The organism is Cryobacterium levicorallinum, from assembly GCF_004402405.1.
In the GTDB taxonomy this organism is placed as follows: domain Bacteria; phylum Actinomycetota; class Actinomycetes; order Actinomycetales; family Microbacteriaceae; genus Cryobacterium; species Cryobacterium levicorallinum.
Map to the genome: position 1 here is coordinate 536365 of NZ_SOFE01000023.1, position 16432 is coordinate 552796.

General features: G+C 66.7%; 12 protein-coding genes and 1 pseudogene. 5 read left to right on the top strand and 8 right to left on the bottom strand.

Annotation, left to right across the window (positions count from 1 at the left end; translation table 11 throughout):
• Positions 1–3: 3 nt before the first annotated feature.
• Positions 4–1854, bottom strand: coding sequence for a translation elongation factor 4 (gene lepA / locus E3O11_RS14520; RefSeq protein WP_092448495.1), 1851 nt, complete (start codon positions 1852–1854; stop codon positions 4–6).
• A 102-nt stretch (positions 1855–1956) separates the two neighbouring features.
• Here lepA and relB point away from each other — a divergent pair, with 102 nt between their 5' ends.
• Positions 1957–2178, top strand: a complete 222-nt coding sequence (gene relB / locus E3O11_RS14525; RefSeq protein ID WP_092448494.1) for a type II toxin-antitoxin system RelB family antitoxin — start codon at positions 1957–1959, stop codon at positions 2176–2178.
• A 10-nt stretch (positions 2179–2188) separates the two neighbouring features.
• On the top strand, positions 2189–2461 hold the full coding sequence (locus tag E3O11_RS14530; protein ID WP_092448493.1) for a type II toxin-antitoxin system RelE family toxin: 273 nt from the start codon (positions 2189–2191) through the stop codon (positions 2459–2461).
• 13 nt (positions 2462–2474) lie between these two features.
• Here the strand turns inward: E3O11_RS14530 and E3O11_RS14535 are convergent.
• Positions 2475–3455 (bottom strand): annotated as a pseudogene (locus tag E3O11_RS14535) (amidohydrolase family protein).
• 50 nt (positions 3456–3505) lie between these two features.
• Here E3O11_RS14535 and E3O11_RS14540 point away from each other — a divergent pair.
• Together E3O11_RS14540 and rpsT are read left to right on the top strand one after the other, a co-directional pair.
• Positions 3506–4234 carry an alpha/beta fold hydrolase gene (locus E3O11_RS14540; protein ID WP_092448492.1) on the top strand — a complete coding sequence of 243 codons (729 nt, stop codon included), beginning with the start codon at positions 3506–3508 and terminating at the stop codon, positions 4232–4234.
• Between the two features lie 364 nt (positions 4235–4598).
• Entirely contained in the window at positions 4599–4862 is a 264-nt protein-coding gene (gene rpsT / locus E3O11_RS14545; RefSeq protein ID WP_092448491.1) for a 30S ribosomal protein S20, read from the top strand.
• A gap of 280 nt (positions 4863–5142) precedes the next feature.
• Here the strand turns inward: rpsT and holA are convergent, their stop codons facing one another.
• From holA to leuS, 4 genes are all read right to left on the bottom strand, one after another.
• Positions 5143–6198, bottom strand: coding sequence for a DNA polymerase III subunit delta (gene holA, locus E3O11_RS14550; protein WP_241994738.1), 1056 nt, complete (start codon positions 6196–6198; stop codon positions 5143–5145).
• Between the two features lie 39 nt (positions 6199–6237).
• Entirely contained in the window at positions 6238–8814 is a 2577-nt protein-coding gene (locus tag E3O11_RS14555) for a ComEC/Rec2 family competence protein (RefSeq protein WP_092450470.1), read from the bottom strand.
• Positions 8811–9503 carry a helix-hairpin-helix domain-containing protein gene (locus tag E3O11_RS14560; protein ID WP_092450471.1) on the bottom strand — a complete coding sequence of 231 codons (693 nt, stop codon included), beginning with the start codon at positions 9501–9503 and terminating at the stop codon, positions 8811–8813. The genes E3O11_RS14555 and E3O11_RS14560 overlap by 4 nt, the downstream gene beginning before the upstream one ends.
• Before the next feature lie 137 nt (positions 9504–9640).
• Positions 9641–12226, bottom strand: coding sequence for a leucine--tRNA ligase (leuS, locus tag E3O11_RS14565; RefSeq protein ID WP_370257013.1), 2586 nt, complete (start codon positions 12224–12226; stop codon positions 9641–9643).
• A 199-nt stretch (positions 12227–12425) separates the two neighbouring features.
• Here leuS and E3O11_RS14570 point away from each other — a divergent pair, with 199 nt between their 5' ends.
• Complete coding sequence (locus E3O11_RS14570; protein ID WP_092450475.1) at positions 12426–13061, top strand: DedA family protein; 636 nt, start codon at positions 12426–12428, stop codon at positions 13059–13061.
• On the opposite strand, the gene cydC is transcribed toward E3O11_RS14570, so the two are convergent.
• On the bottom strand, positions 13049–14749 hold the full coding sequence (gene cydC, locus E3O11_RS14575; RefSeq protein ID WP_092450478.1) for a thiol reductant ABC exporter subunit CydC: 1701 nt from the start codon (positions 14747–14749) through the stop codon (positions 13049–13051). The genes E3O11_RS14570 and cydC overlap by 13 nt on opposite strands.
• Positions 14742–16412, bottom strand: a complete 1671-nt coding sequence (gene cydD / locus E3O11_RS14580; protein WP_092450481.1) for a thiol reductant ABC exporter subunit CydD — start codon at positions 16410–16412, stop codon at positions 14742–14744. The genes cydC and cydD overlap by 8 nt, the downstream gene beginning before the upstream one ends.
• Positions 16413–16432: the final 20 nt, after the last annotated feature.

Genomic DNA, 16432 nt, shown 5'->3' on the forward strand with positions numbered 1-16432 from the left:
GCTTTACTTCTTGTCTTTGGTCTCGATGTCGCCGCTGAGCGCGGCAATGAAGGCTTCCTGGGGAACTTCGACCCGGCCGACCATCTTCATGCGTTTCTTGCCCTCTTTCTGCTTCTCCAGCAGCTTGCGCTTGCGCGAGATGTCACCGCCGTAGCATTTGGCCAGCACGTCTTTGCGCATCGCCGAGATGCTCTCGCGGGCGATGATGTGCGCGCCGATCGCGGCCTGGATGGGCACCTCGAACTGCTGGCGCGGAATCAGTTTGCGCAGGCGCCCGGTCATTAGCGCGCCGTAGGCGTAGGCCTTGTCGCGGTGAACGATGGCGGAAAACGCGTCGACCTGCTCGCCCTGCAGCAAAATGTCGACCTTGACCAGGTCGGCTTCCTGCTCGCCGGAGGGTTCGTAGTCGAGCGAGGCGTAGCCGGCGGTGCGGCCCTTGAGCATGTCGAAGAAGTCGAACACGATCTCACCGAGCGGCATCGAATAGCGAATCTCGACGCGGTCTTCGCCGAGGTATTCCATGCCGAGCAGGGTGCCACGGCGACTCTGGCAGAGCTCCATAATGACGCCGACGTAGTCTTTCGGGGCGAGAATCGCGGCTTTGACCATGGGTTCGAGCACCTTGGCGATTTTGCCGGTGGGGTATTCGCTCGGGTTGGTGACCGTGATGGTGCGCTTGTCGTCGGTGGTGACCTCGTAGGGCACGCTCGGCGCCGTGGTGATGAGGTCGATGTTGAATTCACGTTCGAGGCGTTCGGTGATGATCTCGAGGTGCAGCAGGCCGAGAAACCCGCAGCGAAATCCGAAACCGAGGGCGACGGATGTCTCCGGCTCGTAGCCGAGGCTGGCGTCAGACAGCTTGAGTTTGTCCAGTGCTTCGCGCAGCGCCGGATAATCGCTGCCGTCGATCGGGTACAGGCCGGAGAACACCATGGGCTGCGGTTCGTCGTAGCCGGGCAGGGCGTCGGTCGCCGGGCGCACTGCGGTCGTGATGGTGTCGCCGACCTTGGACTGGCGCACGTCTTTCACACCGGTGATCAGGTAGCCGACCTCGCCGACCTTGAGGCCCTTGCTCTCCACCGGTTCGGGCGAGATGACGCCGATCTCGAGGATCTCGTGCGTCGCCTTGGTCGACATCATCTGAATTTTTTCGTGCGCCTTCAGATGGCCGTCGATCATGCGCACGTAGGTGACGACGCCGCGGTAGCTGTCGTAGACCGAGTCGAAAATCATGGCGCGAGCGGCGGCATCCGGGTTACCCTTCGGCGCCGGAATCATCGTCGTGGCGAGGTTCAGCAGCTCTTCAACACCGGCGCCGGTCTTGCCGGAGACACGCAGCACGTCTTCGGGGCGTCCGCCGATGAGACTCGCGAGTTCGCGGGCGTACTTCTCCGGGTCGGCGGCCGGCAGGTCGATCTTGTTGAGCACCGGAATGATCGTGAGGTCGTTTTCGAGGGCCAGGTAGAGGTTGGCGAGGGTCTGGGCTTCGATGCCCTGGGCAGCGTCGACCAGCAAGATGGCGCCCTCGCAGGCGGCGAGGCTGCGGGAGACCTCGTAGGTGAAGTCGACGTGGCCGGGGGTGTCGATCATGTTGAGGGCGTAGGTGACGCCGTCCATTTCCCACGGCATACGCACGGCCTGGCTCTTGATGGTGATGCCGCGTTCCCGCTCGATGTCCATGCGGTCCAGGTACTGGGCACGCATGGAACGCTCGTCGACGACGCCGGTGATCTGCAGCATCCGGTCGGCCAGGGTCGACTTGCCGTGGTCGATGTGGGCAATGATGCAGAAGTTGCGGATGAACTCGGGGGCCGTGGCGGCCGGTTCCAGCGCGTGAAGGGCTCTCGGTGACATAGTGCGTCTATTCTTTCATGCTCGGCCGTGTTGTACCGTCTCCACACTGGTATCAGAGATATCCGACGCATACAATACAAGTATCGCAGGGAGGATTTTTTCATGGCCATTTCGATCAGACTCTCACCCGAAGACGAAGCCCGGTTGCAGGCCCTCGCCACGAAGACCGGTCGCTCCAAGACCTTTTACGTGCGCGAAGCCATCCACGCGCACTTGGACGACCTCGAGGAGCGTTACTGGGCCGACGGGGTGATTCGAACATGGGAGGCGTCGGGCAGAGAAACGCGTCCGGCAGCCGAGCTCTGGGCTGAACTCGGCCTATGAGCCATCGCGCATGAAACGCTGGCGGCTGGAGACCACGCCGGAGTTTGACCGCGCAGCACGTAAAATCGACCGCCAGTCGCTCCGACGCATCAAGGACTACCTGGACGATATTCTCGAACTCGACGACCCGCGCGACCGCGGCAGGGGGCTGACCGCGAATCTCTCTGGTTATTGGCGTTATCGAATCGGACACTATCGAGTGATCGTCGAATTCCACGACGACGTGCTCGTCATCGTTGCGATCGGACTCGGTCACCGATCCGACATCTACCGAAACGACTGACCCTGGCCCCGGGTCAGGCTGAGGCGCGGTCGGCTCGTTTGACGACCTGGCCGAAGCCGTCGCTGTGCCGGTAGACCGGGGTGCCGTCGATGAGCACCAGTTCGGCGCGGGAGGTGAGGTCGAGCGGGTCGCCAGACCAGATCACGGCGTCGGCGTCGGCGTCGGCGTCGGCGTCGAGGCCAACGGTGAGGGATCCGACCCGGGAGTCGAGCCCGAGAATCACGGCCGGGTTGACCGTGAGGGCCTCGAGCGCCGTCTGCGCCGGCAGCCCGTCCTTCACGGCCAGGGAGGCCTGGTGCACGTGCTGGTCCCAGGCGAGTTCCCCGGAGAGCACCCGGGCCAGGGCCTCCTGGCCGAGGTCCCGGGTAAAGGGATCGCCCTTTTCGGCGGCGGCATCGCGCGCCTGCACGTAGTTCCGGGCATCGACGACGGCCGGGCGGATGATCAGACTGACGCCGAGGTGAGTGCTCAGGGTCTGCTTCTTCTCACCGTAGATCCGCTTCAAGTTCTCTCCGCGGGCTCTCTTGATGTTCACCGAGTCGCTGATCACCTGCTCGTCGATGGTTCGACCGCCCGAGCTCTTGATTGCAACCGACTGGCCGCCGATCGGATTGCCGGAGCCGGGCTTGACCACGATCGTGCTGACTCCGCCGGAGAGCGCGTCGCGAAAGCCCTCGTCATCGATGTTGATGGCGTCGATGGCACGGACAGCAGCCATGTTCGGGCCGGTCATTTCGTTGGTGTCGTTGCCTGCCCATCCATTCGCCGCTTCGTGGATGCCCACGTGGCCGTGCGCCTCGATGAAGCCGGGCAGCACCTACTTGCCGGTCGCATCGATGACCTGCGCGCCGATTGGAACGGTCAGGCCGGCGCCGACAGCGCTGATGCGACCGTTCTCGATCAGCACGGTGCCGTTCGCGATCGTTTCGCCGATTACCGGCACAACGCGAGCATTGATGATGGCGGTCAACGTGGTCGTGAGTGCAGATGTCATCGCTCCAGCCTCGGCATGCGCTGTGATCGGGGCTGACTAGGCTCGCGGGCATGGAGATTCCCGAGTCACGCGTACCAATTTTGCTCGTTCACGGTATCCGTGCCTCGGCCACGATGTGGCGGTATCAGGAGAAGAAGCTGCGTGCCGCCGGGCACCGGGTTCTCGCGATTGATCTGCCCGGCCACGGGCAGCGGATGACGGAGCCGTTCACGGTGCCGGCCGCGCTCACCGCCATCGACGACGGGGTGGCGGCGCTCGGTGGCAGTGTGCTGCTGGTCGGGCTCTCGCTCGGCGGCTACTACGCCGTCGCCTATGCCGCAGAGCACCCCGATCGGGTAGCCGGGCTGATCGCTGCCGGCTGTAGCGCAGTTCCCAGGGGCGCTTTGCTCGAGGGCTATCGGCTGCTGGCCCGAATGATTCACCGCCTACCCGATCGGGGCTTGTGGCTGCACGAGGGACTGGCGCGCCTCCTTCTACCTGCGGCCGGGGCGCGCGATGTACTCGCGGGCGGCGCCGCACTCGACGTGATGGATTCCGGCCTGCAGGCGACCTCGACGCTGACTCCCCTGGCCAGCCTCGCGGCGTATCCCGGCCCGATCTGGCTGGTCAACGGTGCCCTCGATCACTTTCGGCTGAACGAGCGGCGCTTTCTCTCCGCCTGCCGCAACGGGACGGTCGTCGTGGTGCCGGGAGCAACGCATCTGTCGAGCCTGGCCCAGCCGGAGCGCTTCACGGCGATCCTGTTGGGGGTCGCCGGACAGGTGTCGCTGGCGAACTGAGGCCGCGGCATCCGCTCGCCGCGGCATCCGCTTGCCGCGGCCGATCTGGGTGCCCGAATGCACTCATGGCACACCGCACCCGCGTGAGCGCGCCCGAGACCGGTGCGCGCTACGGCAACTAACGAACCGGCCTAGCGGTTACCCATATCGGGCGCGGTCATGCGCACGGAGGGTGCAGCGGCATCCGCTCGCGCGAGCGAAAAGGGGTTTCCCCGACCGGGCGAGTTTTGGGGCGGGGCGAATTGCTGGTAGCGTTACTGGTTGGCTTGCGTGTTGGGTCCCACCCCGCACGATTTTCGCCGCAGAAGCGCCCTCTACCGCTGAGCGGCTGTCCGTACTAGAACCTAACGAAAGCGTAAAAAACGTGGCAAATATCAAGTCGCAGATCAAGCGAATTGGCACCAACAAGAAGGCCCAGGAGCGTAACAAGGCCGTCAAGAGCGAGTTCAAGTCCGCGATCCGCGCGACTCGTACCGCAATTGCCGCTGGCGACAAAGACAAGGCCGTCGTCGGTCTCGCCTTTGCTTCCAAGAAGCTCGACAAGGCCGTCAGCAAGGGTGTAATCCACCAGAACCAGGCTGCGAACAAGAAGTCCGCCATCGCGAAGGCTGTCGGCGCACTGGTCTAATCGTCGCACTCGTCTAATCGACGCTGGATCCACCCGCACCTGCTGTCTGCGTCGGCTCGTTAGAGCGGATGCTGCACCTCGTGGCACATAAGTCCCCGCCCCTCGGCGGGGACTTTTTGTGTCCCTGGAAACCCGTCCGGGCAGCAGTGGCGCTGTCCCTGCGTCTCGAATTGACCACAAACTCTGTAACGCAGTGGTCCATTACTCGGCGTGTATTGCGGTCAACCGCGCAGGTTGAACCAGGCTCAGCAGCCCCGAGGCCCGCTCATTGCCGGTGGCGCTAGCCCTCGCCGCGGCGCGCGATCACGCCGATGAGGCGCTCGAGAGCGTAGACCGGGTCGCGACCCGCACCCTTCACCGCGGCATCCGTTTCGGCGAGCACGAGGATGCAACGGGCAAGGCCCTCGTCGCTCCAGCCGCGCAGGTCCTTCTGGGCGCGCTCCACCTGCCAGGGTGCCAGACCGAACTGGGCACCGAGCTGGGCAGAGCCGCCGCGGGCTCCGAAGACCTTCGCCATGGTGCGAATCTTCATAGCGAAGGCCGCGACGATCGGCACCGGATCGGCCCCGGAGGTGAGAGCGTGCCGCAGGGTGACGAGGGCCTCGCCATTGCGGCCAGCGATGGCCCAGTCTGCGACCTTGAAGGCGTTGGTTTCAACCCGACCGCCGTAGTAACGATCGACCGTGGTTTCGGTGACCTCGCTCGTCGCGTCTGCGATGAGCTGCTGGCAGGCGGCGGAGAGTTCGGCCAGATCGTCGGAGAACGCGGCGACAAGCTGCCGCAGCGCACTCGCGGTGACGCGTTTGCCGGCCGCCTTGAACTCGTTCGACGCGAATTCGTACTTCTCGGTGTCTTTCTTGAGCTCGGTACAGACCACCTCGATGGCGCCACCGAGTCCGCTGCGAATGGTGTCGAGCAGCTTCTTGCCCCGTACTCCCCCGCCGTGTCGCAGCACCACGTAGGTGTCATCGGCCGGGTTCTCGAGGTAGTCGAGCGCCTCGACGAGAAAGGTGTCGCTGCACTTCTCGACGTTGCTGACCCGAATCAGCCGCGGCTCGCCGAACAGGGACGGGCTCGCCAGGGTGAGCAGCTCACCGGGGGCGTAGCTGTCGGCCTGCACGTCGCTGATTTCAAGGCTGGGATCTTCAAGTTTGAGAAAGTCGCGGAGCTGACGGATGGCGCGTTCCGCGAGAAACGTTTCGGTCCCCGAGACGAGCACGATCGGTGCCGGACGCACCTGGTGCCAGCCGAGCTGGGGAATGACGGTGCCCTTGGCCGCGCGGGCGGGGGCTGCCTTGCCGGAGCGGGAACCGGTCGTGGCGGGTCGTGCAGCCAAAGCGCTCTCCTTGGGTGTCATGCGGGTGGTCGATCAAGCCTAACGCGCACGACTGACCCTCCCGGCAGCATCCGGGGCAGCCGTCGGCGGCACGGGCGGCCCGCGGTCGGTAATCTTCTCCGTCCAGAGCACGAGGGTGCCGTTGTCCCCTGGCGCAACCACCGCCATCCCCTCCCGGTCGGTGCGCACGGACACGGTTTTCACCGAAGCGAGAACGTTGAGCAACGCGTCGGTGGGATGCCCGTAGGTGTTTGTCGCGCCGACCGAGATCAGCCCCACCCGGGCCCGCAACTCGGCGTACAGCTCGGGGCTCTGATCGGCCGAGCCATGGTGGGCGACCTTCACGACGTCGACCCGGCCGGGCGGCGAGACCCGCCGCAAGGCATTCTGCGATTCCTCGCCGAGATCTCCGAGAAAAATCGAACGGATGCCCCGCCCTTCGAACACAATGGTGATGCTTCCCGGGTTGCCCGCCTGCATCGTCGTGGCTCCACGGACGGGCCAGAGTATGTTCCAGCGCAGTCCGCCCAGCGTGCCGGCATCACCCCGAGCCGTCTGACGCACGACGGCTCCACCAGCGGCGAGACGCTCGTGCAGGCTTTCGTCCTGCGCGTTCTCCGGCTGCCCGACCAGGGCGGTATCGACCTTGCCGATGACAGCATCCACCCCGCCGATATGGTCGAGGTCGTAGTGGGTAAGTACGAGCAAATTGATGCGACTGATGCCAAGGGTGGCCAGGCAGCTCGCGAGCAGTTTCGGGTCGGGACCGACGTCAACCAGACCGTACCGATCACCATCGCGCACGACGACGGCGTCGCCCTGCCCAATATCGCAGGCCGCAATCTGCCAGTTCGCCGGCAAGGAGGCGGCCCGGCCGATTCCGGTGCCGATCAGCGCCCCGGCGTAACCTCCGAAGCCGACCAGCAGCACGGCGAGGACCGCCGCCGGCCAGCGGGCGGGGCGAGCTGCCGGGCCGCGCAGGACGACCACGAGCGTGAGCAAGGTGACGACTGAGAGCAGCAATACGCCGGGCACTCCGCCGGGCCACGGCAGGCGGGTGCCCGGCAGCGTCGACGTGGTCTGGGCCACGGCGGCGATCCACGCCGATGGCAGCCAGGCCAGGGCGAGCAGGCCCGACGCTACGCCCGAGAGCACCGGCAGGGTCAGGCAGGCGATCAGCCCGACCACCGTAGCGACCGGCGCGGCGGGACCACCGAGAATGTTGGCCGGCACCCCGTACAGCGGCAGGCTGGGGCTCAACAGAATGAGCACGGGCTGGCAGGCTAGTTGGGCGGCCAGGGGAATGGCGATGACGGCGGCCAGGGCCAGCGGCATCCACTGGCTGAGCAGCCGGCTGAGCGGACCGGCCAGAATGAGGAGCCCCGCGGTCGCGAGCACGGACAGCGCAAAGCCGTAGTTGCGGGCCAGCCACGGGTCGCTCGCGAGCAGTCCGATCACCACGATGAGCAGGGTGGGCACGCCTCGCCCGGGCCGGCCGGCACCGATCGACGCGAGAGTGAGGGTGGCCATGACCGCCGAGCGCAGCACGCTCGGCTCGGGTGTGACCAGCACGGTAAAGCCGAGCAGCGTCGCCAGTGACAGCAGAATGCGCCAGCTCCGACCGAGCCGCAGGTAGCCGCCGAGCAGCATGATCGCGGCGATAACGATGGCACAATTGGCCCCGGAAACGGCGGTCAAGTGGCTCAGGGAGCTGGTTTTCATGGCTTGATCGAGGTCGGGGCTGACCGCGCTCGTGTCGCCGATCGCCAGGCCGGGGAGCAGGTCTCCCCCGTCACCGGGGAGGCTCGTCGCGGCCGCCGCGAACCGAGCGCGGAGCTCGTTCGCCCACTGCAGCCACCAGGGCGGAGACTCGGCTACCTGAGCGGGGTCGGTGGCAAACAGCAAGGCGACCGCCGCGTCGCCCGGATCTGTCGGGCGCAGGGTGCCCCGCAGGCGCAGGCTGGTGCCGATCTCGGGTTCGTCGCCTCCCCCGGCCGCCTCGGCGAACACCACCACCGGGGTCGACACCCTCGTCGATTCGCCGCGCAGGTCCAACTGCGTGAGCGTGGCCCGGTAGCGCACCCGCCCCGACGTACCGCCGCCGATGAAAGCTTTGGCTGGTACCGGAACCGACCAGACGGTGACCGTGACCGTGAGCGTCGCGTGCGACTCCGCGGCGGCGCGCACCTCCGGCGGCAGGCGAACCGGCGCCCATACCCCGACGGCAGTGGCGACAAGAGCCGCCGCCGCACAGCAGAGCACGATGCTGCCGCCCAGCGTCTGCCAGCGGTCACCCGGCCGAGGTGACGTTCCGGGGGTAGTACGACCCCGCCGACGGGACGCTGCATTCTGCTCCACGGCCCGCCCAGCAGCACGACCGCTGGCCAGCACAACGCTCGCACGATCGGTTGCCGATCGAACTGGCTGCGGCGCATCGGCCCCCAGCACGACGGAATGCGCCGGCATCCGTTTCATCACGAGGATGCCAGCCGTCACCCCAGCCGCTGCCCACAGCACCAGGGCGATGGACCAGGCGCCCTCTGGCGCTCCGATCAGCAGCCCTGCAGTAAGCCACGCTGCCAGGGCCGGAAGCGCCAGCCGCAGGTCGAGGCTCATACCGTAATGAGGTCTTTGAGCGCCTCGAACGTTTTATCGCCGATTCCCGTGACATCGCGCAGGCCGTCCACGCTGGTGAATCGCCCGTTAGCCGTGCGAAAGTCGATGATGCGCTGTGCCATGGTTGGGCCGATGCGGGGCAGGGAGTCGAGATCTGCGAGCGTCGCCGAGTTGAGGTTGACCTTGGCGGCGGGCGCGCCAACTCCCCCGGAGACGGCCGCCGCTGGGACGCCCGGCGACACCTCGCCCTGCCGCGGCACGTAGAATTGCTCGCCATCGCTCACAACCCGGGCAAGATTAACCCCGGCAGGGTCGGCCTCGACGCTCAGCCCGCCGGCGGCGGCGATCGCATCCATGACCCGGGCGCCGTCCCGCAACTCGAACAGGCCGGGCCGGGCGACCGCCCCCAGAACGTGCACGAAGATGATCGCGTCCGTGGCAGAGTCATTCGGCGCTGTGCTCTCACCGGCATCAAACGGCTCGAGGCTGCCGCCCATGGGGATCAATAGCGTTTCCGAGCCGACCGTGCGCTGCCCCGCCTGCTGGCCCACCGCCGACACGATGACGGCGACCACGAGGGCGAGCAGCAGGAGCACGACGGCCGCTCCCACGCCGACTCGCAGTCGGGGACGTCCCGGCGCGGCCGGAGCGAGGCGCTCCAGATCGAGGGGGAACCGGTCGGGCTGCATGCTCGCAGGCTAGGCCGCGCGAAGCATCCGTTTCTGGTCGGATGCCCCATCTGTGCACAGAGAAAGCAGGACGGTCCTGTGGAGAAGGCCCCGGCCGATCCTGCGAGGGATCGACCGCGGCCCGATTTTGCCTTCCGCTATGGGCGGGTGACGAAGGAGACGAGCTTCGGCACGCGCACAATCACCTTGATGATCTCGCGATCACCGATCGAACGGATGACCGCGGCGGCTTCCCGCGCCATCTTCTCCAGGTCTTCGCTTGAGATTTTCGGCGATACCTCGAGGAGGGTGCGCATCTTGCCGTCGACCTGGACGACCGCGGTGACCGATTCCTGCACGAGCAGGGTCTGCTCGGCCTTGCGCCACGGCACGAGGGCGATGCACGGCTCGTAGCCGAGGTGCTCCCACATGTCCTCCGCGGCGTAGGGGGCGAACAGGTTCAGCGCCATGGCGGTGGCTTCGGCGGCTTCGCGCACGGCGGCATCCGCTGGCCCTGCACCGGTATCGATGACTTTGCGGGTCGCGTTGACGAGCTCCATCAGGCGGGCGACGACGACGTTGAACTTGAACGACTCCACCAGGCCGGGTGCGTCGGACAAGAACCGGTGGGTGACCCGGCGCAGGGTGACGTCGCCCGTCTTCCACTCCACATCGGGCGCACTCGTGACGTCGCGGGCGACGCGCCAGGCGCGGGCCAGGAACTTGGCCGAGCCGACCGGGGAAACGTCAGACCAATCGATGTCGTCTTCGGGCGGGCCGGCGAAGGCCATCGTGAGGCGTACGGCGTCAACGCCGTGGCGTTCGATCTCCTCGGTGAAGTAGACCAAATTGCCCTTGCTCTTGCTCATCTTGGCGCCGTCGAGAATCACCATGCCCTGGTTGAGCAGGGCGGTGAACGGCTCGGTGAAGCTCACATAGCCCTCGTCGAAGAGGAACTTCGTGATGAACCGCGCGTACAGCAGGTGCAGAATGGCGTGCTCGACGCCGCCAACGTACTGGTCGACCGGCGCCCACTTCTCGGCCTCTTTCGGGTCGAAGGCCTTGGTGTCGTCCGTGGGGTTCAGGAACCGCAGAAAGTACCAGGAGCTGTCGACGAAGGTGTCCAGGGTGTCGGCGTCGCGGGTCGCCGGCGTGCCGTCGATCGGGTTCGGCACGTTGACCCAGTCGGTCGCACCGCCGAGCGGCGACGTTCCCCGCGGCTTCAGATCGAGGCCCTCTGCCGGCGGCAGCAGCACCGGCAGCTGGTCGTCGGGAACCGGGATCTCTGCACCATCGGTGCCGTGGATGATCGGGATCGGAGCTCCCCAGTAACGCTGCCGGGAAACCAGCCAGTCGCGCAGACGATAGTTCTTAGCCGACCGGCCGAGCCCGTCGGCGGCGAGTTGCTCGACGATGCGCTTGATCGCGGTGATCTTGCTCAGGCCGTTGAGCGGACCGGAGTTGATGAGGCGGCCCTCGCCCGCCAGGGCGATGCCGGTGCTGAGCGGGTCGAGCGCCGGCAGCTCTTCGGTGCCGTCGAGCATGCCCTGGGTGATCACCGGGATCATGCCGGTGGCCGGCGAGTTGGTGTCGACGACGACGCGCACGGGCAGGTCGAAGGCACGGGCGAAATCGAGGTCGCGCTGGTCGTGGGCCGGCACGGCCATGATCGCGCCGGTGCCGTAGTCGGCAAGCACGTAGTCCGCCGCCCAGATCGGGAGGCGTTCCCCGTTGACCGGGTTGATCGCGTAGCGGCCGATGAACACGCCGGTCTTGGGCCGGTCGGTGGCCTGACGCTCGATCTCGGTGCTGCGCTGAACCTGTACGAGGTAATCCTGGAAGGCTTCCTGCACCTCGGGCGTCGCCTCGGCGACGAGTTCAGCGGCGAGGTCGCAATCCGGGGCGACGACCATGAACGTCGCGCCGAACAGTGTGTCCGGCCGGGTGGTGAACACGGTGACGCGTTCGGTGCGTCCCTCGACCTGGAAGTCGACATCCGCTCCGATGGAGCGGCCGATCCAGTTACGCTGCATGTTGAGCACCTTGGCCGGCCAGGTGCCCTCGAGCTGATTGAGGTCATCCAGCAGACGGTCGGCGTAGTCGGTGATCTTGAAGTACCACTGGGTGAGTTTCTTCTTCACGACGACGGCGCCGCTGCGGTCGCTCGTGCCGTCGGCCAGCACCTGCTCGTTGGCGAGTACGGTCTGGTCGATCGGGTCCCAGTTGACCCAGCTGTCCTTGCGGTAGGCCAGGCCCTTCTTGTACAGCTGCAGGAACAGCCACTGGGTCCACTTGTAATATTCGGGGTCGCTCGTATGCAGTTCGCGGTCCCAGTCAAAGCTGGTCGCGTAGAGCTTCATGCTCTTCTTCTGCTGGGCGATGTTGTCGTAGGTCCAGCCGCGCGGGTCGATGCCCCGCTTGATGGCGGCGTTCTCGGCGGGCAGGCCGAAGGAATCCCAGCCGATCGGGTGCAGCACGTTGAAACCCTGGTGGCGCCAGTAGCGGGCGACGACGTCGCCGAGCGCATAGACCTCGGCGTGACCCATGTGCAGGTCGCCGGAGGGGTACGGGAACATATCGAGCACGTACTTGCGCGGGCGGGTGTCGCCCTCACCGCTCGTCTTGAACGGAGCGAGCTCCTCCCAGATGGGTTGCCACTTCGCCTGGATCGCGGCGAAGTCATACACTTCTTCGTCGCTCTCAACGCTCGAATCGATGCGTACGCTTTCGTGCTCGTGAACCACGTGACTCTCATTCATTGCAGGGGTTAGACATGATTGATACGAGGTGCACGCACAACAAAGCGGCGGTGTACCCCCCTTTAGATTACTAGGACGCAGCGACTCCAAGGTCGCACGAGGCACGAAGCCTTCGCAGCTGGCCGCCCGGGGTGCCAGAGGGCCCGGCCTTGTTGATTCAGGCGCAGCACGTAGGCTGAGCGAAATGAATGACATCCTCACGTGGATCCTCGACACCGTATCCAGCGTCGACCCGGTCGTTCGAACACTGCTGGCCTTTTTGGGTATGCTGCTGGAAACTTCAGTGCTGGTCGGCCTGGTCGTTCCCGGCGACACCATAGTGATCGTCGCCAGCACGGCGGTCTCCGGCCCGGTCGAGTTTGTCACGCTCGTGCTCGCCGTGATCGTCGGCGCCCTGGGCGGGGAGAGCATCGGCTTCGCGCTCGGCCACCACTTCGGACCGTTCATCCGTGCAAGCCGGCTGGGCCGCCGCATCGGCGAACACAACTGGATTCGCGCCGAGAACTACCTCGACCGGCGCGGTGGTTTGGCCGTGTTCATCTCCCGGTTTCTGCCGGTGCTGCATTCCCTCATTCCGGTCACCGTTGGAATGAGCCATATGCGCTACCGCACCTTCATGGCCTGGACCGTGCCCGCCTGCGTTATCTGGTCACTCGCCTATGTCACCGTCGGGTCGGCGGCGGCCGGCGGCTACCGCGAGCTCAGCGGCAGCCTGCACTTCGCCGGCTACCTGTTCGTCGGCGTGATCGCACTGTTCGTACTCGCGGTGTTCCTGATCAAGAAATGGCTGCACCGCCGCGAGCTGCGTCACATGGACTGAGCCCGGGCTGGCAGGGTCACCCGGGCCGTCACCAGGTCGTCGGGCACCGGCGTGTGGGAGATGAGCAGCACGGCCCGGTGGGCGTCGGCCGCAGCTCTCAGCAGGTCGCGCACGAGGGCATCCGCCTGGGCACTGTCGACGTTCGCGGTGGGTTCGTCGACGATGAGCACCGGAAAGTCGGCCAGCAAGGCCCTGGCCAGGGCAATCCGCTGAGCCTGTCCGCCGGAGACCAGGGCGCCGCGCTCCCCGACCCGGGCATCGAGGCCGCCGCGCGCTGCGACCCATTCAGCCAGTCCGACGCGGGCCAGCACGGCTAACAACTCGGCGTCGGTGGCAGTATCGCGGGCAAACAGCAGATTTTGACGGATGCTGTCGTCAAATAACCACGGGCGCTGCTCGCACAGTCCGACCACCCGCCGCACGTCGGTCTGAGCGAGCAGGCGGGCTTCGACCCCGTTCAGACGGTAGGAACCGGTGTAGTCAAGAAACCGCACCAGGGCCTGCGCGAGGGTGGTCTTGCCGGCACCACTCGGTCCGGCCAGGTGCACCCGGTCCCCCGGCGCGAGCCGAAGGGTCACACCGGCCACGCCCTGTTCGGTCTGGCCGGGCCAGCTGGCACCCAGGTCGGTCAGTTCGAGCATGACCGGGGTTGCCCGCCACGGCCGGAGGTTCGGTACATCGACGGGAATCTCAGCCGGTGGCGAAGCCGGAACAACCTCGGCGACGCGCCGCGCGCTCACCCGCACCTGGCGCCAGGCCGAGGCGGCGAGCGGAATCATTCCGAACACCTCGAATACGGCCAGCGGCACGAGCACGGCGACGATGAGGGTCGGGCCGAGCAGGTCCGGGCTGAGGAGTCCGCCGCCGCCATCGAGCGCGGGTATGCCGAAGTAGAGCGCGCCCAGCGTTGCCGCACCGGCAAACATCGCAACGACGGCCGATTGCACGCCCACTCCGACCGAGCGGCGCAGGGTGGCCCGGCGCAGGCGCTCATCGGTGCGGGCGAGCGCGGCGAGACGCGGCTTGAGGGCGTCGAAGGCGGTGAGCACGTCGAGGTTCTCCACGATTTCGAGCACCTCATCGGCAAGGGTGCCGCGGAGCGGTGCGAGCTCCCGCTCCGCCCGGGCGGCCAGGCTGCCGGAGAAAAGGGTGCCGAGCACTCCGGCCAACAGCAGGCAGACGAGCAGGGTGATGCCGGCGGCCGGCACGATCAGCCAGATGCCGATCACGCTGAGCAGGGCGGTGATTCCCGCGACCAGCAGCGGTTGCACAACCCGCAGCGGCAGGTCCTGCAGGTCATCGACGTCGCGCACGAGGCGGGTGAGCAGATCGCCGCGCCCGGTCTGGGCTAGGCCGGCCGGGGCGACCGGAACGATACGACGAAAGATGCCCAGGCGTAGTTCGGCGAGTTGCCGGAATGCGGCATCGTGGCTGGTCAGGCGCTCCAGGTAGCGAAACACGGACCGAAAGATGGCGAAGGCACGCACGCCGACGACGGCCATGCCCAGATAGGCCAGGGACGGCATTTCGGCGGCGCGGGTAATGAGCCAGGCCGAGCAGGCCAGCAGCGCCACCGCCATGACGGCGCTCGTCACGCCGGCCAGCAGGCCTGGAGCGAACCAGCGCGGGCGCGGCTGGGCGAGCCGCAGTACGTCGCGCGCGGCCGGGGTCGGCGTCCGGTCAGACATGAATCAGCTCCTGCAGCTCAATCATATGGTCAGCTGCGGCCAGGACGCCCGGCCGGTGGCTGACCACGATCACGACGCGGCCCTGATCGGCCAGTCGGCGCAGCCCGGCGAGCAGGCCGGCCTCGGCGTCGACGTCGAGCGCCGAGCTGGGTTCGTCCAGAATCACGACCTGGCACTCGGTCGCGAGGGCCCGGTAGATCGCCCGCGCGGCGGCGACGCGCTGCGCCTGCCCGCCCGAAAGCCCGTCGCCGTTGACCCCGAGCACCGTGGCCGGTGAAACCTCAGCGGCCCCCGCCCAGTCGAGGGCCTGAGCGACCAGAGTCCCGGTGGGCGTGCCCTGGCCAGCGGATGCCGCTCCCAGCGCCACATTCTCGGCCACCGTTCCCCGGACCAGGCCGGGTCGCTGGCCGGCCCAGGCCAACCACGGCCGACTCGGCCCGGCTGCCACGGCAACGCCGCCGAGCGTCACTGCACCGGTCAGGGGTACGAAGCCGAGCAGGGCGGCGACGAGGGTGGACTTGCCGACTCCGCTCACGCCGCGCAGCACGCTAATTTGCCCGGAGGCGAATTCGGCGTCCATCCGGTCGATCACGACGGTGTCGCCGCGCCGAATAGACACGTCGACCAGGCGCAGCTTGCCGGCACCGAGGCCTCCCAGCGCGACCGGCGCAGCCGCAGGATCGACCGGCGCCGGGGCATCCGCTTTATTGAAGTCGTCGTCGAGAATCGCGAACAGCTCTTCGGCAGCGGCCAGGCCGTCGGCCGCGGCGTGAAATTGCGCTCCGACCTGGCGCACCGGGAGAAACGCCTCGGGGGCCAGCAGCAGGACGAACAGCCCGACGCCGAGCAGCAGCTCGCCGTCGATGAGCCGCAGGCCAATCGACACGGCGATGAGAGCGACCGAGAGACTTGCGGCCAGTTCGAGCACGAAGCCGCTCAGAAAGGATACCCGCAGTACCTTAATTGTTCGGGTGCGGTACTGCTCGGTGGTGGAACGGATGCGATCAAACTGACGGCGTTCCCGGCCGTAGATCTTGAGGGTGCCGAGGCCGCCGACCACGTCGAGAAACCCGGTGGAGAGGCGTTGCAGTGCCTGCCACTGGTCCTGCTGTACCGACTGGGTGACCCGGCCGATGAGAATCATGAACACGGGGATGAGCGGAATCACGATGATGACGGTGAGGCCGCTGGGCAGGTCTTGCCAGAGCATTACCGCGATCAGAATCGGCGTAGCGATCGCGGTCAGCAACAGCTGCGGCAGATACCGCGCGAAGTAGTTGTCGAGTGCGTCGAGGCCGGTCGTGACAACGGTCGCCAGGCGTGCACTCTGCTGCGAGGCGACCCAGTCTGGGCCGCGCTCGGCGAGCTTGGCCATGACCTTGGCGCGCAGTTGACTCTTTACCTGCGCCGCACCGCGGTTGGCCGCGACTTCCAGCAACCAGATCAGCAGAGACCGGAGCACAATGACCGCGGCTAGGGCGACCAGCGTGGGTACGATCTCAGTGAGGGGCTCCCCCGCCACGAGGAGGGTGATTGCTCGGGTAAGAAACCACGCGAAGGCGACGACAACGAGGGTTTGTGCGAACCCGAGCAGCGCGCCAATGAGAAGAAACCGGCGCGCCGCTGAGGCATAACGAAGAAGGCGAGGATCCAGGGGGCGCACTGCCTTATTCTCCCACAGCC

Bases quoted from the DNA above. Each gene is read 5' to 3' on its own strand.
- lepA (WP_092448495.1), bottom strand. From the start codon at position 1,854: ATGTCACCGAGAGCCCTTCACGCGCTGGAACCGGCCGCCACGGCCCCC.
- relB (WP_092448494.1), top strand. From the start codon at position 1,957: ATGGCCATTTCGATCAGACTCTCACCCGAAGACGAAGCCCGGTTGCAG.
- E3O11_RS14530 (WP_092448493.1), top strand. From the start codon at position 2,189: ATGAAACGCTGGCGGCTGGAGACCACGCCGGAGTTTGACCGCGCAGCA.
- E3O11_RS14540 (WP_092448492.1), top strand. From the start codon at position 3,506: ATGGAGATTCCCGAGTCACGCGTACCAATTTTGCTCGTTCACGGTATC.
- E3O11_RS14555 (WP_092450470.1), bottom strand. From the start codon at position 8,814: ATGAGCCTCGACCTGCGGCTGGCGCTTCCGGCCCTGGCAGCGTGGCTT.
- E3O11_RS14560 (WP_092450471.1), bottom strand. From the start codon at position 9,503: ATGCAGCCCGACCGGTTCCCCCTCGATCTGGAGCGCCTCGCTCCGGCC.
- E3O11_RS14570 (WP_092450475.1), top strand. From the start codon at position 12,426: ATGAATGACATCCTCACGTGGATCCTCGACACCGTATCCAGCGTCGAC.
- cydC (WP_092450478.1), bottom strand. From the start codon at position 14,749: ATGTCTGACCGGACGCCGACCCCGGCCGCGCGCGACGTACTGCGGCTC.